Origin of the sequence: Kosakonia sp. H02 (assembly GCA_030704225.1) — a bacterium.
Lineage (GTDB): Bacteria > Pseudomonadota > Gammaproteobacteria > Enterobacterales > Enterobacteriaceae > Kosakonia.
The window spans coordinates 1,133,695-1,156,358 of sequence record CP131915.1; the positions used below are offsets into that span (position 1 = coordinate 1,133,695).

General features: G+C 54.4%; 23 protein-coding genes and 2 pseudogenes. 4 read left to right on the forward strand and 21 right to left on the reverse strand.

Annotation, left to right across the window (positions count from 1 at the left end; all coding sequences use genetic code 11):
• Positions 1-33: 33 nt before the first annotated feature.
• Positions 34-1,794: a gamma-glutamyltransferase gene (gene ggt, locus Q5705_05390; protein ID WLI77990.1), complete on the reverse strand. Its 1,761-nt coding sequence runs from the start codon at positions 1,792-1,794 to the stop codon at positions 34-36.
• A 122-nt stretch (positions 1,795-1,916) separates the two neighbouring features.
• On the opposite strand from ggt, the gene Q5705_05395 reads away from it, so the two are divergent.
• Positions 1,917-2,336 (forward strand): DUF2756 family protein, encoded by a 420-nt coding sequence (locus Q5705_05395; GenBank protein ID WLI77991.1) that lies wholly within the window; start codon positions 1,917-1,919, stop codon positions 2,334-2,336.
• Here Q5705_05395 and ugpQ read toward each other — a convergent pair.
• The 14 genes and pseudogenes from ugpQ to livK all read right to left on the reverse strand — a co-directional run bounded on the left by ugpQ (position 2,333) and on the right by livK (position 13,622).
• Positions 2,333-3,073: a glycerophosphodiester phosphodiesterase gene (ugpQ, locus tag Q5705_05400; GenBank protein ID WLI77992.1), complete on the reverse strand. Its 741-nt coding sequence runs from the start codon at positions 3,071-3,073 to the stop codon at positions 2,333-2,335. The genes Q5705_05395 and ugpQ overlap by 4 nt on opposite strands.
• Complete coding sequence (locus Q5705_05405) at positions 3,070-4,143, reverse strand: sn-glycerol-3-phosphate import ATP-binding protein UgpC (GenBank protein WLI77993.1); 1,074 nt, start codon at positions 4,141-4,143, stop codon at positions 3,070-3,072. Before Q5705_05405 ends, ugpQ begins: the two co-directional genes overlap by 4 nt.
• 269 nt (positions 4,144-4,412) lie before the next feature.
• Positions 4,413-5,258, reverse strand: coding sequence for a sn-glycerol-3-phosphate ABC transporter permease UgpE (gene ugpE / locus Q5705_05410; protein ID WLI77994.1), 846 nt, complete (start codon positions 5,256-5,258; stop codon positions 4,413-4,415).
• Positions 5,255-6,142, reverse strand: a complete 888-nt coding sequence (ugpA, locus tag Q5705_05415; protein ID WLI77995.1) for a sn-glycerol-3-phosphate ABC transporter permease UgpA — start codon at positions 6,140-6,142, stop codon at positions 5,255-5,257. Before ugpA ends, ugpE begins: the two co-directional genes overlap by 4 nt.
• Positions 6,143-6,246: 104 nt before the next feature.
• Complete coding sequence (ugpB, locus tag Q5705_05420) at positions 6,247-7,563, reverse strand: sn-glycerol-3-phosphate ABC transporter substrate-binding protein UgpB (GenBank protein WLI77996.1); 1,317 nt, start codon at positions 7,561-7,563, stop codon at positions 6,247-6,249.
• 280 nt (positions 7,564-7,843) lie between these two features.
• Positions 7,844-7,969: a type I toxin-antitoxin system Hok family toxin gene (locus Q5705_05425; GenBank protein ID WLI77997.1), complete on the reverse strand. Its 126-nt coding sequence runs from the start codon at positions 7,967-7,969 to the stop codon at positions 7,844-7,846.
• Positions 7,911-8,114: pseudogene (locus Q5705_05430) on the reverse strand (DUF5431 family protein). Before Q5705_05430 ends, Q5705_05425 begins: the two are co-directional and overlap by 59 nt.
• A 243-nt stretch (positions 8,115-8,357) precedes the next feature.
• The gene (locus Q5705_05435) at positions 8,358-8,483 is read right to left on the reverse strand and encodes a type I toxin-antitoxin system Hok family toxin (GenBank protein ID WLI77998.1); all 126 of its coding nucleotides are present in this window, start codon (positions 8,481-8,483) and stop codon (positions 8,358-8,360) included.
• Positions 8,425-8,571, reverse strand: a pseudogene (locus tag Q5705_05440) (DUF5431 family protein). The gene Q5705_05435 and the pseudogene Q5705_05440 overlap by 59 nt, the downstream one beginning before the upstream one ends.
• A 207-nt stretch (positions 8,572-8,778) precedes the next feature.
• Complete coding sequence (gene livF, locus Q5705_05445; GenBank protein WLI77999.1) at positions 8,779-9,492, reverse strand: high-affinity branched-chain amino acid ABC transporter ATP-binding protein LivF; 714 nt, start codon at positions 9,490-9,492, stop codon at positions 8,779-8,781.
• Position 9,493: 1 nt separating this feature from the next.
• Complete coding sequence (gene livG / locus Q5705_05450) at positions 9,494-10,261, reverse strand: high-affinity branched-chain amino acid ABC transporter ATP-binding protein LivG (GenBank protein ID WLI78000.1); 768 nt, start codon at positions 10,259-10,261, stop codon at positions 9,494-9,496.
• The gene (locus Q5705_05455; GenBank protein WLI78001.1) at positions 10,258-11,535 is read right to left on the reverse strand and encodes a high-affinity branched-chain amino acid ABC transporter permease LivM; all 1,278 of its coding nucleotides are present in this window, start codon (positions 11,533-11,535) and stop codon (positions 10,258-10,260) included. The genes livG and Q5705_05455 overlap by 4 nt, the downstream gene beginning before the upstream one ends.
• Positions 11,532-12,458 carry a high-affinity branched-chain amino acid ABC transporter permease LivH gene (gene livH / locus Q5705_05460; GenBank protein WLI78002.1) on the reverse strand — a complete coding sequence of 309 codons (927 nt, stop codon included), beginning with the start codon at positions 12,456-12,458 and terminating at the stop codon, positions 11,532-11,534. Before livH ends, Q5705_05455 begins: the two co-directional genes overlap by 4 nt.
• Positions 12,459-12,512: 54 nt before the next feature.
• Positions 12,513-13,622: a high-affinity branched-chain amino acid ABC transporter substrate-binding protein LivK gene (livK, locus tag Q5705_05465; GenBank protein ID WLI78003.1), complete on the reverse strand. Its 1,110-nt coding sequence runs from the start codon at positions 13,620-13,622 to the stop codon at positions 12,513-12,515.
• Between the two features lie 434 nt (positions 13,623-14,056).
• Here livK and panM point away from each other — a divergent pair, with 434 nt between their 5' ends.
• Complete coding sequence (gene panM / locus Q5705_05470) at positions 14,057-14,440, forward strand: aspartate 1-decarboxylase autocleavage activator PanM (protein WLI78004.1); 384 nt, start codon at positions 14,057-14,059, stop codon at positions 14,438-14,440.
• 100 nt (positions 14,441-14,540) lie between these two features.
• On the opposite strand, the gene Q5705_05475 is transcribed toward panM, so the two are convergent.
• From Q5705_05475 to ftsY, 6 genes are all read right to left on the reverse strand, one after another.
• On the reverse strand, positions 14,541-15,644 hold the full coding sequence (locus Q5705_05475; protein ID WLI78005.1) for a branched-chain amino acid ABC transporter substrate-binding protein: 1,104 nt from the start codon (positions 15,642-15,644) through the stop codon (positions 14,541-14,543).
• Between the two features lie 241 nt (positions 15,645-15,885).
• On the reverse strand, positions 15,886-17,151 hold the full coding sequence (locus Q5705_05480) for a 4-aminobutyrate--2-oxoglutarate transaminase (protein WLI78006.1): 1,266 nt from the start codon (positions 17,149-17,151) through the stop codon (positions 15,886-15,888).
• Between the two features lie 198 nt (positions 17,152-17,349).
• A complete protein-coding gene (gene rpoH, locus Q5705_05485; protein ID WLI78007.1) occupies positions 17,350-18,207 on the reverse strand; it encodes an RNA polymerase sigma factor RpoH in 858 nt (285 codons plus the stop codon).
• Between the two features lie 267 nt (positions 18,208-18,474).
• A complete protein-coding gene (gene ftsX / locus Q5705_05490; protein WLI78008.1) occupies positions 18,475-19,533 on the reverse strand; it encodes a permease-like cell division protein FtsX in 1,059 nt (352 codons plus the stop codon).
• Positions 19,526-20,194 carry a cell division ATP-binding protein FtsE gene (gene ftsE, locus Q5705_05495; GenBank protein WLI78009.1) on the reverse strand — a complete coding sequence of 223 codons (669 nt, stop codon included), beginning with the start codon at positions 20,192-20,194 and terminating at the stop codon, positions 19,526-19,528. Before ftsE ends, ftsX begins: the two co-directional genes overlap by 8 nt.
• A gap of 2 nt (positions 20,195-20,196) precedes the next feature.
• Positions 20,197-21,570, reverse strand: coding sequence for a signal recognition particle-docking protein FtsY (gene ftsY, locus Q5705_05500; protein ID WLI78010.1), 1,374 nt, complete (start codon positions 21,568-21,570; stop codon positions 20,197-20,199).
• A gap of 190 nt (positions 21,571-21,760) precedes the next feature.
• Here ftsY and rsmD point away from each other — a divergent pair, with 190 nt between their 5' ends.
• Together rsmD and Q5705_05510 are read left to right on the forward strand one after the other, a co-directional pair.
• The gene (gene rsmD / locus Q5705_05505; GenBank protein ID WLI78011.1) at positions 21,761-22,363 is read left to right on the forward strand and encodes a 16S rRNA (guanine(966)-N(2))-methyltransferase; all 603 of its coding nucleotides are present in this window, start codon (positions 21,761-21,763) and stop codon (positions 22,361-22,363) included.
• The gene (locus tag Q5705_05510) at positions 22,353-22,622 is read left to right on the forward strand and encodes a DUF1145 family protein (GenBank protein WLI78977.1); all 270 of its coding nucleotides are present in this window, start codon (positions 22,353-22,355) and stop codon (positions 22,620-22,622) included. The genes rsmD and Q5705_05510 overlap by 11 nt, the downstream gene beginning before the upstream one ends.
• Positions 22,623-22,664 lie beyond the last annotated feature (42 nt).

The following is a 22,664-nucleotide window of genomic DNA, read 5'->3' on the forward strand; positions in this document are numbered from 1 at the left end:
CGCTCCCTCTCCCCACCGGAAGAGGGAAACGGATCAATATCCGGCGGTTAAATCATCCACCGAGCGCGGATCGGACGCGCCATACAGTGTGCCATCTGGTGCCACCATAATACTCTGCGTGCTGCCCATCGACTCTTTCACCGCCACTTTTTGCCCTCGCTGTTGCAGCAGTTTCAGCGTATCCGGGCTGAAGCCTTTTTCGACACGCAGTTCATCTGGCAACCACTGATGATGAAAGCGCGGCGCGTTGCTCGCTTCGGCTACGTTCATTCCAAAATCAATGGTGTTCACCACCATTTGCAGCACAGTGGTGATAATGCGGCTACCGCCAGGGCTGCCGGTCACCAGCCAGGTTTTGCCATCTTTCAGCACGATGGTTGGCGACATTGACGAGAGCGGGCGCTTGCCCGGCCCAATGGCGTTAGCATCGCCGCCCACTAATCCGTAGACGTTTGGCACACCCGGTTTCGCCGAGAAATCATCCATTTCGTTATTCATCAGAATACCAGTGTTGCCCGCGACAATGCCGCTGCCGAAAATGGTGTTCAGCGTATAAGTGACCGCGACGGCATTGCCGTCTTTATCCACCACCGAGAAATGCGTGGTTTGATTACTCTCGTACGGCTCCAGCTTGCCGGGGCGGATCTGGCTGGAAGGTTTCGCTTTATTCACATCAATCTGTGACGCAATGGATTTGGCATACGCCTTACTGGTCAGCGCCTGCCACGGCACTTTGACAAAATCCGGGTCACCGAGATATTCAGAACGGTCGGCATACGCGTATTTTTCCGCTTCCGTCATCACCTGCATGGCATCAGCGCTGCCAAAGCCATATTTCGCCAGGTCGAAGTTTTCAAGAATGTTCAGGATTTGAATGATATGGATCCCACCCGAGGACGGCGGCGGCATCGAATAGACCTGATACCCGCGATAATCGCCGCTGACCGGCGTACGCTCCACAGCTTTGTAATTCGCTAAATCCTCTTTGGTGATAAGTCCTCCGTTTTTACTCATCTCCTGGGCTATTTGCTCCGCGGTAGTGCCTTTATAGAATCCATCCGGCCCTTTTTCGGCAATCAACTCGAGGCTTTTAGCAAGATTGCTCTGCACCAGCTTGTCGCCCTTCTTCAGCGGCTCGCCCTCTTTCCAGAATATGGCTTTGCTATTGTCGTGGTTCGGCAAGACTTCACTGCCATAGGTTTTCAGGTCGTTTGCCAGCGCATCGTTAACGGTAAAACCCTGCTTTGCCAGTTTGATGGCGGGCTGCACCACTTTGTTGAGTGGCAGGGTGCCGTATTTTTCCAGCGCCATTGAGAAGCCCGCAACAGTGCCGGGCGTACCGGACGCCAGATGTGAAGTGAGGGATTTTTTGCTGTCCGGATTGCCCTGATCATCAAGAAACATATCGCGCGTTGCCGCGGTGGGAGCCATCTCGCGAAAATCAATGGCGGTGACATTACCCTCTTTGGTGCGGATCAACATAAAACCACCACCGCCGAGATTCCCGGCCTGCGGATGGGTTACCGCCAGCGCATAACCTACGGCGACCGCGGCATCCACCGCATTACCGCCCTGTTTGAGGATATCGACGCCAACGCGGGTTGCGGCTTCATCGACGGAGGCCACCATCCCTTGTCTGGCCACTACCGGGTGAAAAACATCGGCTTCAACGCCGTAGGAAACGGGTGCGGGTGCAGGTGCCTGAGCCGGTGGCGGCGCTGCGCCAACGCCAAAACATCCCCCCGCCGTCAGCGCGGCGATCGCCACCCAACGCGCAAACTTCTGTTTTATCATCGTCGTTCTCCACAAAGAAGGGCTACAGTTCCCGCTTAAGTCTGGTTCACAACTCTTAAAAAATCATTCTCATGAATGAATGCGAGTAAACTTATAAGAAGCCTCAATAGGAGGAGAGCACAATGAAACCGTTAATTATCGTGGCAGCGTTACTGCCTTTTGCGGCGCTTGCGCAGCCGCTCAACCCGACGAATAACCCAAATAAACCGGGCTATGTGATCCCCAGCCAGCAGCGAATGCAGACGCAAATGCTCAATCAACAACAGCAGCAGCAAGGTTTGTTAAAACAGCAGCAGCAAACGCAGAGCCGCCAGCAACAGCAGCGCCTGCAAACGCAGATGAACGATAACTCGCAGCGAATAAGGCAGGCACAGCCGGGGGAGCTCAATCCCGTCCGCCAGCAAGTGCTCCCCAACAGCAGCGGCGGGATGCTCAGCCAGGGAAGTAATAGCGGTGGGGTGACGACGCAGCAGCAACATATGCTGCCGCAGACGCAGAGCGGCGGCATGCTGCAAAGCACACCGCAGCCAATAACGCCTTAATACTGAAAATGCGGGCCGATGGTGTCGATATTATCGGTGCAGATACTATCGACGCCCCAACGCAGCAGTTCGGCCGCCCGCGCGGGTTGGTTGACGGTGTATACCAGGATGTGTAAACCCGCTTCGCGCAGCATGCGTACCCGTGATTCATCCAGCAGCTTATGGTTGAGGTGAATTGAGACGCAACCTAAGCGCGTGGTGAGCGCTTGCCAGTCGTCGCGCCACTCGTCGAGCAGCAACCCGCGCGGCAACTCTGGCGCGGCGTGCTGAGCCGCTTCCAGCGCATCAATTTCAAAAGATGAAAGCAGCGGCGGAACCATGCCAGCCCATAAATCGCGGGCCGCCAGCGCAACCACTTTTCCGGTTAAAGTTCCGGTGCCGGTGGTAGGTTTGATTTCGATATTGGCCATCATGCCGTGCTGGCGGCAGCGCTCCGCCACGTCTGACAGCAGCGGCAGCGGTTCGCCTTTAAATTCGCCGCTGTACCAGCTTCCTGCATCCACTTTCAGCAAATCATGCCAGGCCAGCTCGCCCGCCACGCCCCAGCCGTTACTGGTGCGCTCCAGATTGTCGTCATGGAGCAAAAAGATCTGCCCGTCTTTTGACAATTTGGCATCAAACTCAATCATTGTGTGGCCGTAATGCGCCCCGACATCAATCGCCGCCAGCGTATTTTCCGGTGCCAGTTTGCCGCCGCCGCGATGGGCGACAATATGTGGATAAGGCCAATTATTCATACGCGTTGTCCTGTTTCACCCTCAAATAAGTGCAGGTGATTCTCCGCCAGATGCAGCCACAGCGTGCTGCCTGCCGCCGGGCGTTCGTGATGCGACAGACGCACCACCAGTTTCTGTTCGCCCCAGCGGCCATGCGCCAGGTTATCTGCACCAAGCATCTCCAGCGTATCCATCACCAGCGGTACGCCGCCTGCGGCCTGTGAGCTTAGCGCAATATGTTCCGGGCGGATACCTAACGTCATTTTGCGCCCGGCATAGCCGCGATAGTGCCAGTTGATGGGCAGCGCCATGCCGCTTTCCAGTTCGAAATGAGTACCAGCGCTGCTGATGCGACCGTCCAGCAGGTTCATCGCCGGGCTGCCGATAAAGCTCGCCACAAACCGGCTGGCGGGCTTTTCGTACACCTCAACCGGCGTGCCTGTTTGCTCTGCGACGCCTTTGTTCATCACCATCACGCGCTGGGCCAGCGTCATTGCTTCCACTTGATCGTGAGTAACATACAAAGAAGTCGTATTGAGACGACGGTGCAGTTGTTGCAACTCCAGGCGCATCTGCACGCGCAGCTTAGCATCGAGGTTAGAGAGCGGTTCATCAAACAGGAATACGGCCGGATCGCGAACAATCGCACGCCCCATCGCCACACGCTGGCGCTGCCCGCCGGAAAGCTCGCGCGGACGACGTTTTAGCAGCCCATCGAGTTCAAGAATGCGCGCCGCTTCTGCTACTCGGTCGGCAATATGCGCTTTGCCCATGCCGCGAATTTTCAACCCCCACGCCATGTTCTCTTCCACGCTCATATGCGGGTAAAGGGCGTAGTTCTGGAACACCATGGCGATGCCGCGATCTTTCGGCTCCATCTCCGTGACGCGCTGGCGGTCAATCCAGATATCGCCGCTGGAAACGCGCTCCAGCCCGGCGACCATGCGCAGCAACGTCGATTTTCCGCAGCCCGACGGGCCGACCATCACGATAAATTCGCCATCGGCAACATCCAGCGTCAACGGTTGGATCACCTGGGTTTTGCCGCTGTCCCAACTTTTGGTAACCGCTTGTAATTTTAATCCTGACATATAAGGTTGCATCTCTTGATTGTTCGTGAACGTCGCTGGCGGCCATTTTTGCCCAAGGCAAGGCGCGAGCGGCGAAGTTTGGTGGGCCCAAATAAAACGCGAGTAACGCAGCTTTGGGCAAAAATGGCCCCAGCCCTTCGGGACGCGTGCCGAAACCGCGTACTCTGCGTTGTCGGATTTGGACATAGGCCCACTATGTCCATCATCCTCCGCCTTGATTACGCGATTTCGGCTCAGCGTCGACGTCACGCACAATCAAGGGATACAACCTACTTCTCACTATCCACTAAACCACGCACAAACGCGCGCTGCATGGCTAAAACGATAACGACCGGGGGGATCAGCGTCAGCAACATGGCTGCCATCACCTGGTTCCATTGCGTGGTGCCTTCACCGCTGGCGATCATCCCTTTTACGCCCGCCACGGCGGTGCCGAGATTGACATCGCTAATAATCAGCAGCGGCCATAAATACTGGTTCCAGCCGTAGATAAAAGTGATGACGAACAGCGCCGCGAGATTGGTTTTAGAGAGCGGCAACACGATGTCGCGGAAAAAACGCATCGGCGAAGCGCCGTCAATGCGCGCGGCTTCCATTAGCTCATCCGGCAGCGTCATAAAGAACTGACGGAACAGGAACGTCGCGGTGGCAGATGCCATTAGCGGCAAGGTCAGGCCGGTATAGCTATCCAGCATTTTCAGGTTGGCGATCACCTCCACCGTCGGGAAAATGCGCACCTCAACTGGCAGCATTAACGTACTGAAGATCATCCAGAAAAAGAGATTACGCAGCGGGAAACGAAACCAGACAATGGCGAACGCCGAGAGGATCGACACAGCGATTTTCCCCACCGTAATGACAAAAGCCATGATGAAACTGTTAGTCAGCATCAACCAGAAGGGCGCGCTGTTAACACCAATGCCGTTGACCCAGATGTTGCGCAGGTTTTCCCACAGATGGCTGCCCGGAATTAAGGTCATTGGCGTGTCATACACCGCGTTGATATCAAGCGTGGCAGTGACAAAGGCGACATACAGCGGAAACAGCACCACCGCAATGCCGAGAATAAGCATGATATGGCTGAACAGCGTCAGCCCGGGGCGATTCTCAATCATTGGTAGCGCACCTTACTTTCCACATAGCGGAACTGAACGACCGTCAGCACAATCACCAGCACCATCAGCACCACCGACTGCGCCGCAGAGGCGGAAAGATCCAGCCCGGCAAACCCTTCGCGGTAGATTTTATAAATCAGCGTGGTGGTCGCCTGCACCGGCCCGCCTGCCGTTGCGGCATCGATAACCGGGAAGGTGTCGAAAAAGGCGTACACGAGATTCACCACCAGCAGGAAGAAACTTACCGGTGCGATAAGCGGCAGCGACAATGCGAAAAAACGGCGGACAGGCCCGGCACCGTCAATAGCGGCTGCTTCGACCAGCGAACGCGGAATCGACTGCAACGCTGCGAAGAAGAACAGGAAGTTGTAGCTGATCTGTTTCCATACCGAAGCAAATACCACCAGGAACATCGCCTGACCGCTGTTTTGCGCGTGGTTCCAGTCGTAACCAAACTGCCCCAGAAAATGGGTAATCAACCCGCGCCCGGGGTTAAAGAGAAAAATCCACAATACAGCGGCCACAGCGGGCGCAACGGCATACGGCAGAAGCATCAGCGTTTGATAGAGGCGGCTGCCGCGCACCACATTATCGACCAGCGCAGCAAAAAACAGCGACACCAGCAGGCCGCTAAAGGTGACCATCGCGCTAAAGCGGATTGTTGTCCAGAAGGAGTCCAGATAGTAGCCGTCGTGAAACAGCGCCACAAAGTTATCCAGCCCAACAAACTGGCTGGAGAGCCCGAACGGATCCACGCTTTGTACCGAATACCACAGCGCTTCGCCCGCAGGCCAGATAAAGAAAATAATCGTGATCGCCAGTTGCGGGGCAACTAACAGATAAGGCAGCCAGCGTGAACGAAACACCGGACGGGATGAGGACATAAGAAGCTCTTCTGTGAAAAATGCCGGGTGGCGGCTACGCCTTACCCGGCCTACGGGCTGGATTTGTAGGCCGGATAAGCGCAGCGCCATCCGGCATTTCTACATTAAGACTTAGTAGACTGCTCGAAGCGACGCAGCAACTGGTTGCCACGCTCAACGGCGGAATCCAGCGCTTGCTGCGGGGTTTTCTTGCCGGTCCACACGCTTTCCAGCTCTTCATCCACAATGGTGCGGATCTGCGGCATATTGCCCAGACGCATGCCTTTGGTGAAGGCTAACGGCGGCTTGTTCAGCATCTGGCGCGTCGCAATATCGGCACCCGGATTTTTGTCATAGAAGCCCTGCTGACGCGTCAGGTCATAAGCGGCCGTGGTGATCGGCAGGTAACCGGTCTTCTGGTGCCATTCCGCTGCATTTTCCGGTTTCGTCAGGAAGTCGAGGAACTGCGCCACGCCTTTGTAAGTCGCGTCATCTTTGCCCTGCATCACCCACAGGCTTGCCCCGCCGATAATGGCGTTTTGCGGTGCACCTTTTACGTCAGCATCGTATGGCATCATGCCGACACCGTAGTTGAACTTAGCGTAATGACGGATATCGGCCAGCGAGCCGGAAGAGGCGGTGGTGATGGCGCAATCGCCGTTATAGAACTTCTCGGTGGATTCATCTTTACGACCGAAGTAGCTGAAATCCCCTTTCTTATTGAGATCTTCCAGCATGGCGATGTGTTTCACCTGCTCCGGCTTGTTGAACTCCAGTACAGCGTCCGTACCATCAAAGCCGTTATTTTTGGTCGCCACTGGCAGGCCGTGCCAGGCGCTGAAGTTTTCAATCTGGATCCAGCCCTGCCAGCCGCTGGCGTAGCCGCACTTCATCCCGGCGGCTTTCAGCTTCGTGGTGTATTCGGCCAGGTCCTGCCAGGTTTTCGGCGGCTGATCCGGGTTCAGGCCCGCTTTTTTGAAGGCGTCTTTGTTGTAATACAGCACTGGCGTTGAGCTGTTAAACGGCTGAGAGAGCAAATGGCCAGTTTTGGAATCAGTGTAATAACCCGAAACGGTCGGCACGAACTGGCTTTCATCGAAGCTAATGCCCGCATCTTTAAAGACCTGGTACACCGGTTTGATGGCTTTGGAAGCCATCATGGTGGCGGTACCGACTTCGTAAACCTGCAAAATAGCCGGCGCATTGCCAGTACGGAAGGCGGCGATGCCTGCGCTCAGGCTCTGCTCATAGTTACCCTTATACACCGGCACAATTTTGTAATCCGGGTGGGTTTCATTGAAACGTTGCGCCAGGGAGTCAACTTCTTTACCTAACTCCCCTTCCATGGAATGCCAGAACGGAATAGTGGTTGCGGCCATGGCGTTGCCTGCAAAAACGAATCCCAGCGCCAGACCCAAAGCTGTATGTCGTAACGTTGTCATTGTGCTCTCTCTTGTTATAAGGGGTGCGCGTTATCACGCGTTTGTGCTCGCGAGGTAACATGACACGCTCGAATGACAGAAAAATAACTATTTAATTACAAAAACATGACAACCAGGCGTCAGGAAAATGTCGGCAGGATGATAGTCAGGTGAATGAAAAATGGCGGGAAAAGTAAAAGGGCTTCCCTGCAAACAGAGAAGCCCTTTAAACGGCGCTCGGGGAATATGCCACGACGCTATCACCACCTGAAAGGCAGGGATTGCTCCCTGCCCCAGGTTGCTACTTACCGGATTCGTAAGCCATTAAAGCCGCCACCTCCCTGTCTGTATCCTTGTAGCGAATTTCGCACAGCGATTTCCGCGTCAGGTAAGTGAATATCAGCAGTGTGAAACACAGGATAAACACGCACCAGATAAAGGTCTGCGGTAACTTCATAGCCTGCAACTCCTTGCCTTTCAGCGGGTAAGAGGCTACGCTGATGTTGTCTGACATGTTGGTAGCCTCGGGTTAATTGAAAAATTGACTCGGGGCTTTCTTCTTTCTGCCACACAGCTTTCTATGAATGCTCATGAGGCAAAAAGCCTCAAGCGCCGCCCGCATCATATCCCAATAAACCGCCAGGCTGCATTGCTGAACCTCGTTTTTAAGATAAAAACCGATCGTATATATTACTGTTTTCACTAATAAAAAAGGGCTTCTCCGCGATCAGAGAAGCCCTTTAAACGGCGCTCGGGGACTATGCCACGACGCTATCACCACCTGAAAGGCATGTATTGCTCCCTGCACCCGGTTGCTACTTAGCGGATTCGTAATCCATTAAAGCCGACACCTCCCTGTCTGTATCCTTGTAGCGAATTTCGCACAGCGATTTCCGCGTCAGGTAAGTGAATATCAGCAGTGTGAAACACAGGATAAACACGCACCAGATAAAGGTCTGCGGTAGCTTCATAGCCTGCAACTCCTTGCCTTCCGGCGGGTAAGAAGCTACGCTGATGCTGTCTGGGCATACGGGTAGCCTCGGGTTAATTGAAAAATTGACTCGGGGCTTTCTTCGTTCTGCCACACAGCTTTCTACGAATGCTCATGAGGCAAAAAGCCTCAAGCGCCGCCCGCATCATATCCCATTAAACCGCCAGGCTGCATTGTTGAACCTCGTTTTTAAGACAAAAAACCGGTCCTTGCGAGACCGGTTTAATTGCTATTACATCAACGAGTTACCCGCCAAGATAAGCGCTGCGCACCGCTTCGTTCGCCAATAGCGCTTCGCCGGTATCTTCCAGCACCACGTGACCGTTTTCCAGCACATAGCCGCGGTCGGCAAGCTTCAGCGCCTGGTTGGCGTTCTGCTCTACCAGGAAGATGGTCATCCCTTCTTTGCGCAACTGCTCAATGGTGTCGAAAATCTGCTGAATGATGATGGGCGCAAGACCAAGCGACGGTTCATCGAGCAGCAACAAACGCGGCTGGCTCATTAACGCGCGGCCAATCGCCAGCATCTGCTGTTCGCCGCCGGACATCGTTCCTGCGCGCTGAATGCGGCGCTCGTGCAGACGCGGAAACAGCTCGTAAACCCATTTGATGCGAGATTGATACTGATCGCGGTCGGCAAAGAAACCGCCCATCGCCAGGTTCTCTTCCACGGTCATGCGCGAGAACACGCGGCGGCCTTCCGGCACAATCGCCACCGCTTCACGCATGATTTTCGCGGTTTGCCAGTCGGTAATGTCTTTACCATCAAACACAATGCGCCCGCTGGTGGCGCGCGGATCACCACACAGCGTACCGAGCAGCGTCGTTTTCCCCGCGCCGTTCGCGCCAATCAGGGTGACAATTTCGCCCTGATTAATGTGCAAGCTGACATCGTGCAGCGCCTGGATCTTGCCGTAGTGAGCGTTGACTTTGTCAAAAGATAACATCACTTTTTCCATCTTATGCCTCACCCAGGTATGCCCGAATGACGTCCGGGTTGTTACGAATCTCTTCCGGCGTCCCGTTCGCCAGCGGCGTGCCCTGGTTCACCACATAAATCCGGTCAGAAATGCCCATCACCAGTTTCATATCATGCTCAATCAGCAGGATGGTGGTGTTGTGATGGTTACGTAACTCGACGATCAGCTCGTCCAGCTCTTTGGTTTCTTTCGGATTTAACCCTGCCGCCGGTTCATCCAGCATCAGGATCTCCGGCTGCGTCACCATGCAGCGGACAATCTCAAGGCGACGCTGGTCACCGTAAGCCAGGTTACTGGCCTGGCGGTTAGCGTGTGCTAACAAACCAATCCTCTCCAGCCAGGTCGCGGCGCGATCCAGCGCTTCGCTCTGCGCACGGCGAAAGGCCGGGGTTTTCAGCAATCCGGAAAAAACGCCGGTTTTTAACTGCTGATGTTGCGCGACCAGGAGGTTTTCAATCACCGTCATTTCACGGAATAGCCGCACGTGCTGGAAGGTTCGCACTACGCCCATGCGCGCGATTTGCTGACCCGGCAGCCCTTCGAGATGCTGGTCACGCAGCATAATGGTGCCGCCGGTGGGTTTATAAAAACCGGTCAGGCAGTTGAACACCGTGGTTTTCCCCGCGCCGTTCGGGCCAATCAGCGAGACAATCTCCTGCGCCTTAAGCTCCAGCGAGACATCGTTCACAGCCAGCAGACCACCAAAACGCATCATCAGGCCGTTTACGGATAACAGTGGCTGACTCATGCCTGCTCTCCTTTCGCTTGCCCGTTTTTCAATTTCAACTGCGGACGGGTCATCGGCAGCAAGCCTTGCGGACGCCAGATCATCATCAGTACCATCAAACCACCCAGCATTAACATGCTGTATTCATTGAAATCACGCATCAGTTCACGGGAAACCACCAGCAGAATTGCGGCGAGGATCACCGCAAACTGCGATCCCATACCGCCCAACACCACAATCGCCAGCACAAAGGCAGATTCAGCGAAGGTGAAGGATTCCGGGCTGACAAAGCCCTGGCGCGCAGCAAACAGCGTTCCGGCAAAACCGGCGAACGCGGCGCTGATGGTGAACGCCGTCAGCTTGATGCGCGTCGGGTTCAGACCCAGGGAACGACAGGCAATTTCATCTTCGCGCAGCGCTTCCCACGCGCGGCCCAGCGGCATACGCAACAGGCGGTTAATCACGAATAACGTCACCACCACCAGCAGCAGCGCGACCAGATAGAGGAACACCACGCGATCGCTCGGATCATATTTCACGTTAAAGAAGTTGCTGAAGGTATCCCAGCCACCTTCACGCGCAGAACGGCTGAACTCCAGGCCAAACAGCGTCGGTTTTGGGATCTGACTGATGCCGTTTGGCCCGCCGGTCACTTCGGTATTGTTCAGCAGCAGGATACGGACGATTTCGCCGAAGCCCAGCGTCACAATCGCCAGATAGTCACCGCGCAAACGCAGCACCGGGAAGCCAAGCAGGAACCCGGCGGCAGCAGAAACTAACCCCGCCAGCGGCAGACAGGTCCAGAAGCCGAGGCCGTAATAGTGGTTCAACAGCGCAAAGGTATACGCGCCGATAGCGTAAAAACCGCCGTAGCCCAGAACCAGCAAGCCAGAAAGCCCGACGACCACGTTTAGCCCAAGGCCGAGGATGATATAAATCATCGTCATGGTGGCGATATCGACCGTGCCACGCGACACGACAAACGGCCATGCCACGGCTGCGACCAGCAACGCCAGCAGGAACAGCTTCTGTTTGACCGTCGAACCGTCAATCGCTGGCAGGACAAATTTCGGCCCGGAAATGCCTTTCAGGCTTTTCTGGAAAACAGGGCGTAATAACTGGAAGAAAAAGACCACCGCCGTGCCAATAAAGATCCACTGCCAGCGGATATCCGCAGCGGTGTCGACCACCAGTTTGGTCCCGCTCAGCTCCAGTTGCACGCCCATAAAGACGCCCGCCAGCACGAAGAACATGACGGCGGAGAGCAGCGCCATCGCAAAATGCATCGGTTTCATACTTTTTCAACCTCCGGGCGGCCCAGAATGCCGGTCGGCATGACCAGCAACACCACAATCAACAGCGCGAACGAGACCACATCTTTATATTCCGTGCTCAGGTACGCCGAAGAGAGGGATTCCGCCACGCCGAGGATCAGGCCACCGATCATCGCGCCAGGAATACTGCCAATACCGCCTAATACCGCTGCGGTAAACGCCTTCATGCCAGCCATAAAGCCGATATAGGGATTGATAACGCCATAGAACTGGCCGAGCAATACGCCCGCCACCGCCGCCATGGCAGCACCGATAACGAAGGTGAGCGCGATAACGCGGTCGGTATTGATGCCAAGCAGGCTGGCCATTTTCAAATCTTCCGCACAGGCACGGCAGGCGCGGCCCATACGCGAATAACGAATGAACAACGTCAGTGCGAGCATGGCGATAAAGGTCACAATCCAGATAACCAACTGCATGGTGGTAATGGTGGCGGCGAAGTTTTCGCTGCTACCCACCGTCCACTGGCCGTTAAACAGGCTCGGTAAGGCCACATCACGCGAACCTTCGGTCAGGCTGACGTAGTTTTGCAGGAAGATGGACATCCCGATGGCGGAGATCAGCGCAATCAAGCGCTTGGAGCTGCGAACCGGGCGGTAAGCGACCCGTTCGATGCTCCAGCCGTAGGCGCTGGCAATGATAATTGCGCCAACGAAACCTGCGCCCACCAGCAGCCAACTGGTGTCGATGCCCATCATCATCAGCGCGGCGATAATCATAAAGGAGACATAACTGCCGATCATGTAGACCTCGCCGTGGGCGAAGTTGATCATGCCGATAATGCCGTAAACCATGGTGTAACCGATGGCGATCAGTGCATAGGTGCTGCCCAGCGTTACGCCGTTAAACATCTGCTGCAAGAAATAGAGAAACTGCTCAGACATAACATAACCTTCTAAAATCTCTCCGGACATTGCGCCCGGAGAGAGGGATGACAGTTATTTCGCCACGGAAGACGAACCATCGGCGTGCCATTGGAAGACACCAAATTCAAATCCCTTCAGATCGCCTTTTTCATCCCAGTTCAGCGGCCCAATTACGGTTTTAGCCCCGTTGGCTTTTAAATCTTTGATAAGCGCCAGCGGCTCACTGCTGCCGGTACGCTCCAGCGCGGTTGCCAGCGACTGTACCGCAGCGTAGGTGATCCACACATACGGGCCGCTCGGATCTTTTTTCTCTGCTTTCAGGGCATCAACGATACGCTGGTTTGCCGGATCCTGGTCATAGCGCTTCGGCATGGTCACCAGCATGCCTTCTGCCGCATCGCCCGCAATGTTCGACAGCGAGGAGTTACCGACGCCTTCCGGCCCCATAAAGTGGGTTTTCAGGCCATTGGCGCGCGCCTGGCGCAGCATTTGTCCCATCTCCGGGTAATAACCACCGTAGTAGACAAAATCGATATTTTCTTTTTTCAGACGTGCAATAAGCGCAGAAAAATCTTTCTCACCGGCGGTAATTCCGTCGAAGAAGACCACATTCGCGTTTCCTGCTTTCAACCCTTCTTGCACGGAACGCGCCAGCCCTTCGCCGTATTGCTGCTTATCATGAATGATAGCGATACGTTGCGGTTTGACGGTGTTCAGAATGTATTTCGCGGCGGTCGGCCCCTGAGAAGAGTCCAGACCGGCGGTGCGCATAATGTGCTGATAGCCGCGCTGGGTGAGTTCCGGGTTGGTCGCGCCAGGCGTGATCATCAAAATCCCTTCGTCTTCGTAAATATCAGACGCGGGTTGGGTGGATGATGAGCAGAGGTGGCCAATCACATATTTCACGCCGTCGTTAACGATTTTGTTCGCCACGGCCACGGCTTGTTTCGGGTCACAGGCATCGTCGTATTCGACAGCGACCAGTTTGTCGCCTTTGATTCCGCCTTTGGCATTGATATCTGCAATAGCCTGGCGCGCGCCGTTAAATTCCATGTCGCCCCATTGCGCAACCGGACCGGACATCGCCCCAACAACCGCGACGTTAATATCCTTCGCCATCGCCGCGTGAGACATCGCAAGTGCAACCATTCCCGCGATTAATGTCTTCGCGTTCCTTTTCATTCGAGATCTTCCCCATTCGTGTTCGTGATGATGTGTGAATATTTTGTTTTTTTATGGTTAAAAAGCATTCTGTACTTTTAATGCACAACGCTATTTTTACCAGTGCCTTTAATGGTTTAGCGTAGTATTTTGGCAAAAACCACACTAAATCCTCTATTTTTCAGGCGATTAAGCAGAGATAATATTCTGTATTTAATCCGAGATAAACAAAAAAAGCCCCCGATGCCAGCATAAAATAACGGGACAATACGCGGAATAAAACGCTACCAGTCAGGTTAAAATGCTGTCTGTTTTTCGATCTCTAATGTTTCACGCTATTCGCGCGGCTGCGGTAAAACTATTCACCTGTAGAATCAAAATAAAAAAAGTCTCAGGCCCCGCTATGTGAAATTGATTACACTCACACGATGTTTCGCGTTTTGGACAAGCTGTAGATGAAATTAACGATCGTTCGACTGGAGAGTTTCACCGAGCAGGATCACATTGATTTAGCGAAAGTCTGGCCGGAATATTCGGCCGCCTCGCTTATTGTTGACGACACACACCGTATTTACGCGGCACGTTTTAATGACCGCCTGCTGGCCGCTGTGCGTGTAACGTTGCGCGGCACTGAAGGCGCGCTGGATTCCCTGCGCGTACGGGATGTCACCCGCCGTCGTGGGGTGGGGCAATATCTGGTGGAAGAGGTCATCCGCGATAACCCCTCGATCAATAGTTGGTGGATTGCCGATATCGGCGTCGAAGATCGCAGTGTGATGGCCGCATTCGCTCAGGCGCTGGGCTTTACTGCACAGGAAAATGGCTGGGAAAAACGATAAATGCCCGACAGTATGATTGCCTGATGGCGCTGCGCTTATCAGGCCTACAATCGAGCGAACAGGCCGGGTAAGGCGAAGCCGCCACCCGGCACAATATCAGTTACTTAGCATCGGTTGCGGTACCATTCGCGTGCCATGTGAACACGCCGAATTCGAAACCTTTCAGATCGCCTTTCTCATCCCATGTCAGCGGCCCCATCACGGTATCCACTGAATGGCCTTTCAGCCAGGTGGCGATCCCGGTCGGGTCATCAGACTGATTCAGGCCAGCGGCCAGCGATTGCAATGCGGCGTAGGTGGTCCACACAAATGCACCGCTCGGATCCTGTTTCTTGCCTTTGATCGCGTCCACAATTGGTTTGTTCGCCGGAACCTGATCGTAGTTCTTCGGTTTGGTAACCAGCATGCCTTCGGCAGATTCGCCAGCGATGTTAGACAGCGACACGTTCGCCACACCTTCCGGCCCCATAAACTGGGTTTTCAGGCCTGCGGCGCGCGCCTGGCGCAGGATCTGACCCATTTCCGGGTGATAACCGCCGTAATAAACGAAGTCGATATTCTCTTTTTTCAGACGCGCTACCAGCGTAGAGAAGTCTTTCTCACCGGCGGTGATACCGTCGAAGAAGACCACATTCGCGCCGCCTTTTTTCAGGCCATCCTGAACAGCGCGCGCCAGGCCTTCGCCGTACTGCTGCTTGTCATGGATAACCGCGATGCGCTGCGGCTTCACGTTCTCCAGGATGTATTTTGCAGCGGTCGGGCCCTGGTCAGAATCCAGACCGGTAGTACGCAGCGTCAATTTATAACCACGCGCGGTCAGCTCAGGCGCGGTTGCCGCAGGCGTGATCATCAAAATACCTTCGTCTTCATAGATATCAGACGCAGGCTGAGTAGAAGAGGAGCACAGGTGGCCGATAACGTATTTGATGCCGTCGTTAACCACTTTGTTAGCGACTGCAACCGCTTGTTTCGGGTCGCAGGCATCGTCATATTTCACCGCAACCAGCTTGTCGCCTTTGATGCCGCCTTTCGCGTTGATATCAGCAATAGCCTGCTCAGCGCCGGTAAATTCCTGGTCACCATACTGCGCAACCGGACCGGACATGGCGCCGACAACGGCAACTTTGATATCTTTGGCGAATGCCACGTTGCTCATTGCTAACGCAATACATCCTGCCAGTAACGCTTTACCCTTCATTTTCATCCTGAGTTTCCCCATTGTTATGGTTATTGCAATTGTTGTGATGTTGTTGTGCGGCACATTACTCTGCTTATCATCATAAGCAAAGGATATGATAGTTGTTTTCAGCCATACTGCCGGTGCCTGAGCAGCATACTCTGCTAAAACATACCCCATTTTTCGGAATAAGGAATAACAATTTTGATGGTTATGCGACAGACAGATGACAGAAAAGGAGAAAGCCGCCCATAAGGCGGCTGAATAATTAGCAGGTCAGCGACTGATGGATAATATCCAGCGCTTTGCGGAATTGATCTTCCGGAATGGTTAACGGGTAGAGGAAGCGGATAACGTTGCCGTAAACACCGCAACTGAGCAATAACAGCCCGGCCGCCAGGGCTTTATCCTGCACCTGTTTGGTAAATTCCGCCGACGGCGCGCCGGTTTGCGGATCGTTAAACTCCACCGCCACCATCGAACCCTGCGCGCGGATATCGGCAATATACGGACATTGCGCCTTCGCATGGGTTAACACTTCGACCAGATCTTTGCCCAACTGGGTAGCGCGTTCGCACAGGTTTTCTTCGTCGATAACATCAAGTACCGCATGCGCTGCCGCGACCGCCAGCGGGTTGCCCGCATATGTACCGCCAAGCCCACCAGGCGCAGGTGCATCCATCACTTCTGCACGCCCGGCAACTGCTGATAGCGGCAAACCGCCGGCAAGGCTTTTCGCCATGGTGATGAGATCCGGTTTGACGTCATAATACTCGCTCGCAAACAGCTTGCCAGTACGGGCAAAACCGCTCTGCACTTCGTCAATAATCAGCAGGATACCGTGGGTATCGCACAGCTTACGCAGCGCCTGCATAAAATCCGCCGGGGCGACATTAAACCCGCCTTCACCCTGTACGGGTTCGAGCAAAATAGCCGCGACCTGATCCGCTGCGATATCCGCTTTGAAAATCCGCTCCAGGCTTTTCAGCGCCTCTTTCGTGCTGACACCGTGCAGCGCGTTTGGATACTGGGCATGATAAATCGAACCGGGAAACGGGCCGAAGCCGATTTTGTACGGCGCGACTTTGCCCGTCAGCGCCATCGTCATAAAGGTGCGGCCATGAAAACCACCGCCGAAGGTAATAACACCAGGACGCCTGGTATACGCGCGGGCAATTTTCACCGCGTTTTCTACCGCTTCCGCACCGGTAGAGAAAAAGGCGGTTTTCGCCGGGCCTTCAACCGGTACGCGCGCATTAATGCGCTCTGCCAGCGAAACATAGCTTTCATAAGGAACGATTTGGTACGCGGTATGGGTAAATGCCTGCAACTGTTTTTCAACCGCCGCCATCACTTTGGGATGACGGTGTCCGGTGTTGAGCACCGCAATCCCGGCGGCAAAGTCGATAACCTCGTTGCCTTCGACATCCCACAGCGTGGCGTTTTCCGCTTTCTCGGCGTAAAAACCACACATCACCCCAATCCCACGCGGCGTCGCCTGTAAACGGCGCTGATGTAATTCGTTATTCTTCACCTTGATTGCCCCCTGTCTGTGTATGCCCGCTTACCAAGTATATAGCGCCTTTGGCAAGGCGATGTTTCGCTCAGTCTCGCGCAAGCGGAAACACACCGACAGGACAGCTTTCTTCTTATGATGTGACAGAGGCGGGATAAATCAGATAACAAAAAGCCGGGAGAGCTTGCGCTGACCCGGCTTTTTTACTGCATTCGCTTACGCTTCGATAGCGGCGCGCAGTTTTTTCATCGCGTTCTTTTCGAGTTGTCGCACACGTTCGGCGGAAACACCGTAACGGTCGGCGAGCTCCTGTAGCGTGGACTTATTATCTTCGTCCAGCCAGCGGGCACGGATGATTTGTTGGCTACGTTCGTCGAGACCCTGCATCGCATCAGTCAGCTTGTTGGCCGCTTGCTCTTCCCAGTTATCATCTTCAATGCCGTCGGCAAAGTTAGATGATTTATCCTGCAAGTAGAGCACCGGTGCCATCGGCTGGCTGTCCTGCGCGTCGTCGTCAGAAGACATATCAAACGTCATGTCCTGTGCCGCCATACGCGACTCCATTTCACGCACGTCTTTGCTGGTGACGCCCAGTTCACGGGCAACCATTTCGACTTCGTCCTGGTTGAACCAGCCCAGACGCTGTTTGGCTTTGCGCAGATTAAAGAACAGCTTACGCTGTGCTTTAGTGGTTGCGACTTTCACGATACGCCAGTTGCGCAGCACATACTCGTGGATCTCAGCTTTGATCCAGTGCACGGCGAAAGAAACCAGACGTACACCGACTTCAGGGTTGAAGCGACGTACGGCTTTCATCAGGCCGATGTTTCCTTCCTGGATGAGATCTGCCTGCGGCAGACCATAGCCCGAGTAGTTACGAGCAATATGAACAACAAAGCGCAGGTGAGACAGAATCAGCTTTTTCGCTGCTTCCAGATCGCCCTGGTAATGCAGCTTTTCAGCCAGTGCCCGCTCTTCATCAGCCGTTAACATCGGCCATGCGTTAGCGGCCCGGATGTAAGATTCCAGGTTACCAACAGGGGCTAAAGCTAAAGTTTGCATTTCTTTGGTCATTCAAATCCTCTCAATTCACTTTCAGCTGGCGGCGGTCTGTCCCCGTCAGGCAACAAACATGCCAGCGCCTTTGAGCAACGAGAATAGCATTCACTTTTTTATCAGACAGTGATTTTATCCACAAGTTCCTTGTAGGCTTGTGAATAAATTACGCACAAATTGTGACATAAGGATGATAAACCGGAGCAAGGAATGTCAGAAGTGATATTACGCTTCCCTGCTACGGGAATACTTCACGTGCAGGGAAGGAGTATATCAGAGATTTTTTTAGTCCGGAGTAAAGTGACGTAAATGTTGCACAGTGGCCAGCCAGGCGGCGACCCAGCCAATCATTGAGCACACCAATAACAACAGTAAGCACTCGTCGAACGACAAACCGCTCAGCTCGAACTGCGTACCAAACACTTTTGCTACGTCCGTTACCGCTGACGAGAGGCGCATCACCAGAATTTCAGACAAAATCAACGACAGAAATGCCCCGGAGAAACCGAGTAACGCGCCGCCGTAGAGGAACGGACGCAGGATAAACCCATCCGTTGCGCCAATCAGTTTCTGCACGTTGATGGTGTCGCGACGGGCAAAAATACTCAGCCGCACGCTGTTGCCGATAACCAGGAACACCGCAGCAACCATCAGGACACCAATCATCGCCGATACGCGCCCGACCAGCCCGGTTAGCGACGCCAGACGCGCAAACCAACTGTCATCCATGCGCACTTCATCAATCCCCTGAATACGCGTGATGCGATCGCGCAGCGTATTCAATGAATCTGTGCTCTGAAAATCGATTTTCGGCACCACAACGGCCACGGCAGGCAGCGGATTTTCTTCCAGCATATCTAACGCACCGCCAAAACCAGACCAGTTACGAAACTCGCCGAGCGCATCTTCGCGGGACAGGTAATTAACCTTTTCCACTCCCGGCTCGGACTGAAGCTGTCCCACCACCTGTTGCGCGGCGTTATCATCCAGCGCTTTATCAAAATAGACGGTGATTTGCGGCGACGGATAGTACTGCGAGGCCGCCTGGTTGACGTTTTTGTAAACCATGTAACAAACGCTCGGCAGCGTCAGGGAGATGGCAATCACCATTACCGTCAGGAACGTCGCCAGCGGTTTGCTTTTCAGATCCTGCAATGCGCCGTGCCAGGCATAGCGCACCTGCTCGTTAAACACATTGGTTTTACGCGAAGGCGCTCTGGTCGCGGGTTTGTTACGCCGGGGCGCGTTGCGATTGCCATCGCCGCCGGACGAAGCGGGTTTGCGGAATCGGTCGAACTTATTACCGAATCGCCGAATATGATTAAGTGCGTCGCGCTTATTCACTCGCCATGCCTCCATGCAAATGGCCGTCGCTCAGGCTCAACATGCGGTACGAACGACGGGAAATCAGACCCAGATCGTGCGTCGCCATCAGCACCGTTACCCCAACGCGGTTAAATTCTTCGAACAGACGTAAGATCCCTTCAGACAAGGCGTCATCCAGGTTACCGGTCGGTTCATCCGCCAGCAAAACGGCGGGTTTATTCACCACCGCGCGGGCAATGCCAACGCGCTGCTGCTCACCGCCGGAAAGCTGGATCGGGAAGCTTCTCGCTTTGTCGAGCAGCCCGACTTTATCCAGCGCCGCGGATACGCGACGGCGAATATCATCCCCGCTTGCGCCCGCAATAATCAGCGGGATCGCCACGTTATCAAACACCGTGCGATCCATTAACAGATGGTGATCCTGGAAAATCATGCCAATCTGGCGGCGCAAAAACGGCACTTCCCGGTTTTTCAGACGGGAAATATCGTGGCCGCTGAAAAAGATTTTCCCGGCGCTTGGCCGTTCAATCCCACAGATAAGCTTCAGCAGGGTACTTTTCCCCGCGCCGGAATGCCCGGTCAGAAACGCCATCTCGCCCTGTTGCAAGTGGAAAGTCACCCCCTGCAACGCTTGTCTCCCACCGAGATAGGCTTTGCTGACATGTTCAAAGCGAATCATTGTTAATCCTCTCGGGCAAAAAGCGCCTCTATAAAATCGCCCGCGTTAAACGGACGTAAATCCTCAATACGTTCGCCGACACCGATATAGCGGATAGGAATGCCAAACTGATCCGCCACCGAGAAAATAACGCCGCCCTTGGCGGTGCCGTCAAGCTTGGTCAGCGTAATGCCGGTTAACCCCACCGCCTCGTGGAACAGTTTGGCCTGGCTTATCGCATTTTGCCCGGTGCTGGCGTCGATAGTGAGCATCACTTCATGCGGCGCGTTTTCGTCCAGCTTTTTCATCACACGCACGATTTTTTTCAGCTCTTCCATCAGGTGCGCTTTGTTTTGCAGACGACCTGCGGTGTCAGCAATCAGCACATCCACATTGCGCGCTTTCGCCGCCTGGATAGCATCAAAAATCACCGAGGCGGAATCCGCGCCGGTATGCTGGGCAATCACCGGAATATCGTTGCGCTGACCCCACACCTGGAGTTGCTCAACCGCCGCCGCACGGAACGTATCGCCCGCCGCCAGCATCACCGATTTGCCCTGCTGCTCAAATTGACGCGCCAGCTTGCCGATAGTGGTAGTTTTACCCACGCCGTTCACGCCGACCATCAAAATAACAAACGGCGTTTTACCTTCAACATTCAGCGGCTCATCGACTTTCGCGAGGATGTCGCTCATCTCATCTTTCAGCAGGCCATACAGCGCTTCGGCGTCACGCAACTGCTTGCGGCTTGCACCTTCCGTCAGGTTGGTGATGATTTTGCGCGTAGTTTCCACGCCGACATCCGCAATAAGAAGCTGTTCTTCCAGTTCCTCGAACAGATCATCGTCGATCTTTTTCCCACGGAACAGACTGATAAATCCGGAACCGAGATTTTCTTTTGTTTTCAGCAGGCTACGTTTCAGGCGCGCAAAGAAGCCTTCTTTAGTTGGCTTCTCTTGCTCCTGTACGGCCTCGTCCACCGGCACAACGATGACGGCTTCTTCGGCCGCTTCAGCCGCCAGCGCGTCCAGCTCTTCGTCGCTCAGTGGCGCATCTTCAACAACCTCTTCCACCAGCGGTTCAGCTTCTGCCTGCCACTCTTCTGCGCCGATCTCCTGCTCTGCAACCTCTTCCGGCAACGGCAGTTCTTCATGCTCAATTGCCACCGGCGTTTCGTCTACAACGGCTTGCGGTTGCGGCGCTTCGTGCGCCAGCTGTTCGCTGACTTCAACCACTTCTTCGGCGAATTTTTCGCTGTCGGCGGCAGGTTCAACAACCGGTGTCTCTTCGAGCGGCTGTTCCGTTACTTTCTGCTCTTCGGATTGCGCCTCATCGGCCTGCTCTTTCTGCCCGAAGCCCAGCCAGGAAAAAAAGCCACGTTTCTTTTCATTTGCCATTGGCGACTACACTCCTCGCTGTTGATTCTATGGCGCAGCCTGTTCGCTCGACCAGGACTGAAATCATTGGTTAATTAGTCGGATAGTCTACCACTTTCCTGAACTCGCATCACGGCCTGAGGATTAGGGTTTATCGTGATTCATCAGACCGCTAGAATAGCAGGCCGAAATGAAGAGCAAAGCGAAAACCATGAAGAAACCCAACCGTGCCGCCAGCGGACAGATACGTATTATTGGCGGGCAGTGGCGGGGCCGCAAATTACCGGTTCCCGACAGCCCAGGCCTGCGCCCAACCACCGATCGCGTGCGCGAAACATTATTCAACTGGCTGGCTCCGTCAATGGTGGATGCCCATTGTCTTGATTGCTTCGCTGGCAGCGGCGCATTAGGCCTGGAAGCGCTCTCGCGCTACGCCGCCAGCGCCACGTTGCTGGAGATGGAACGCAGCGTCGCCCAGCAGTTGCAGCAAAATCTGGCGACGCTAAAAGCCACCAACGCAAAGGTGGTTAACACCAACACGCTGACCTTTTTAGCCACAGCGGGAACGCCGCACAATATTGTGTTTATCGATCCACCATTTCGCAAAGGGATGCTGGAAGAGACCGTGCGGTTGCTGGAAAACAACGGCTGGCTCGCCGATGACGCGCTAGTCTATATAGAAAGCGAAGTAGAAAATGGATTACCGCCCGTGCCTGCGCACTGGCAATTACACCGGGAAAAAGTCGCGGGCCAGGTGGCGTATCGTCTTTATCACCGCGAAGCACAAGGAGAGAAGCATGCCGCTGTTGATTAATTTGGGGCGTCTGATGATGCTCTGCATCTGGGCCTTTCTGATTCTGAACCTGATTAAACCGTTTCCGCGCCCGTTGAATATTTTCGTCAACGTCGCCCTCGTGTTTACCGTCTTTATGCACGCGTTGCAGGCCACGATGCTCAAAACCGCGCTGCCGAAAGAGGGGCCGCAAATGACCAAAGCCGAACAGATGCGCATTTTTCTTTTCGGCGTTTTCGAACTTCTGGTCTGGCAAAAGAAGCTGAAAGCAAAGAAATAACGCATTCGGAATAAGCGCAATTACACCTGCAAGGGGGAAGAT

What these genes read in the sequence shown, in the direction of transcription:
- rsmD (WLI78011.1), top strand. Translation starts at nt 21,761, where the DNA reads ATGAAGAAACCCAACCGTGCCGCCAGCGGACAGATACGTATTATTGGC.
- panM (WLI78004.1), top strand. Translation starts at nt 14,057, where the DNA reads ATGAAATTAACGATCGTTCGACTGGAGAGTTTCACCGAGCAGGATCAC.
- ftsE (WLI78009.1), bottom strand. Translation starts at nt 20,194, where the DNA reads ATGATTCGCTTTGAACATGTCAGCAAAGCCTATCTCGGTGGGAGACAA.
- livF (WLI77999.1), bottom strand. Translation starts at nt 9,492, where the DNA reads ATGGAAAAAGTGATGTTATCTTTTGACAAAGTCAACGCTCACTACGGC.
- Q5705_05405 (WLI77993.1), bottom strand. Translation starts at nt 4,143, where the DNA reads ATGTCAGGATTAAAATTACAAGCGGTTACCAAAAGTTGGGACAGCGGC.
- Q5705_05395 (WLI77991.1), top strand. Translation starts at nt 1,917, where the DNA reads ATGAAACCGTTAATTATCGTGGCAGCGTTACTGCCTTTTGCGGCGCTT.
- ftsY (WLI78010.1), bottom strand. Translation starts at nt 21,570, where the DNA reads ATGGCAAATGAAAAGAAACGTGGCTTTTTTTCCTGGCTGGGCTTCGGG.
- ugpE (WLI77994.1), bottom strand. Translation starts at nt 5,258, where the DNA reads ATGATTGAGAATCGCCCCGGGCTGACGCTGTTCAGCCATATCATGCTT.
- Q5705_05475 (WLI78005.1), bottom strand. Translation starts at nt 15,644, where the DNA reads ATGAAAATGAAGGGTAAAGCGTTACTGGCAGGATGTATTGCGTTAGCA.
- ugpQ (WLI77992.1), bottom strand. Translation starts at nt 3,073, where the DNA reads ATGAATAATTGGCCTTATCCACATATTGTCGCCCATCGCGGCGGCGGC.
- ugpA (WLI77995.1), bottom strand. Translation starts at nt 6,142, where the DNA reads ATGTCCTCATCCCGTCCGGTGTTTCGTTCACGCTGGCTGCCTTATCTG.
- livG (WLI78000.1), bottom strand. Translation starts at nt 10,261, where the DNA reads ATGAGTCAGCCACTGTTATCCGTAAACGGCCTGATGATGCGTTTTGGT.
- ugpB (WLI77996.1), bottom strand. Translation starts at nt 7,563, where the DNA reads ATGACAACGTTACGACATACAGCTTTGGGTCTGGCGCTGGGATTCGTT.
- Q5705_05455 (WLI78001.1), bottom strand. Translation starts at nt 11,535, where the DNA reads ATGAAACCGATGCATTTTGCGATGGCGCTGCTCTCCGCCGTCATGTTC.
- ggt (WLI77990.1), bottom strand. Translation starts at nt 1,794, where the DNA reads ATGATAAAACAGAAGTTTGCGCGTTGGGTGGCGATCGCCGCGCTGACG.
- rpoH (WLI78007.1), bottom strand. Translation starts at nt 18,207, where the DNA reads ATGACCAAAGAAATGCAAACTTTAGCTTTAGCCCCTGTTGGTAACCTG.
- livK (WLI78003.1), bottom strand. Translation starts at nt 13,622, where the DNA reads ATGAAAAGGAACGCGAAGACATTAATCGCGGGAATGGTTGCACTTGCG.
- livH (WLI78002.1), bottom strand. Translation starts at nt 12,458, where the DNA reads ATGTCTGAGCAGTTTCTCTATTTCTTGCAGCAGATGTTTAACGGCGTA.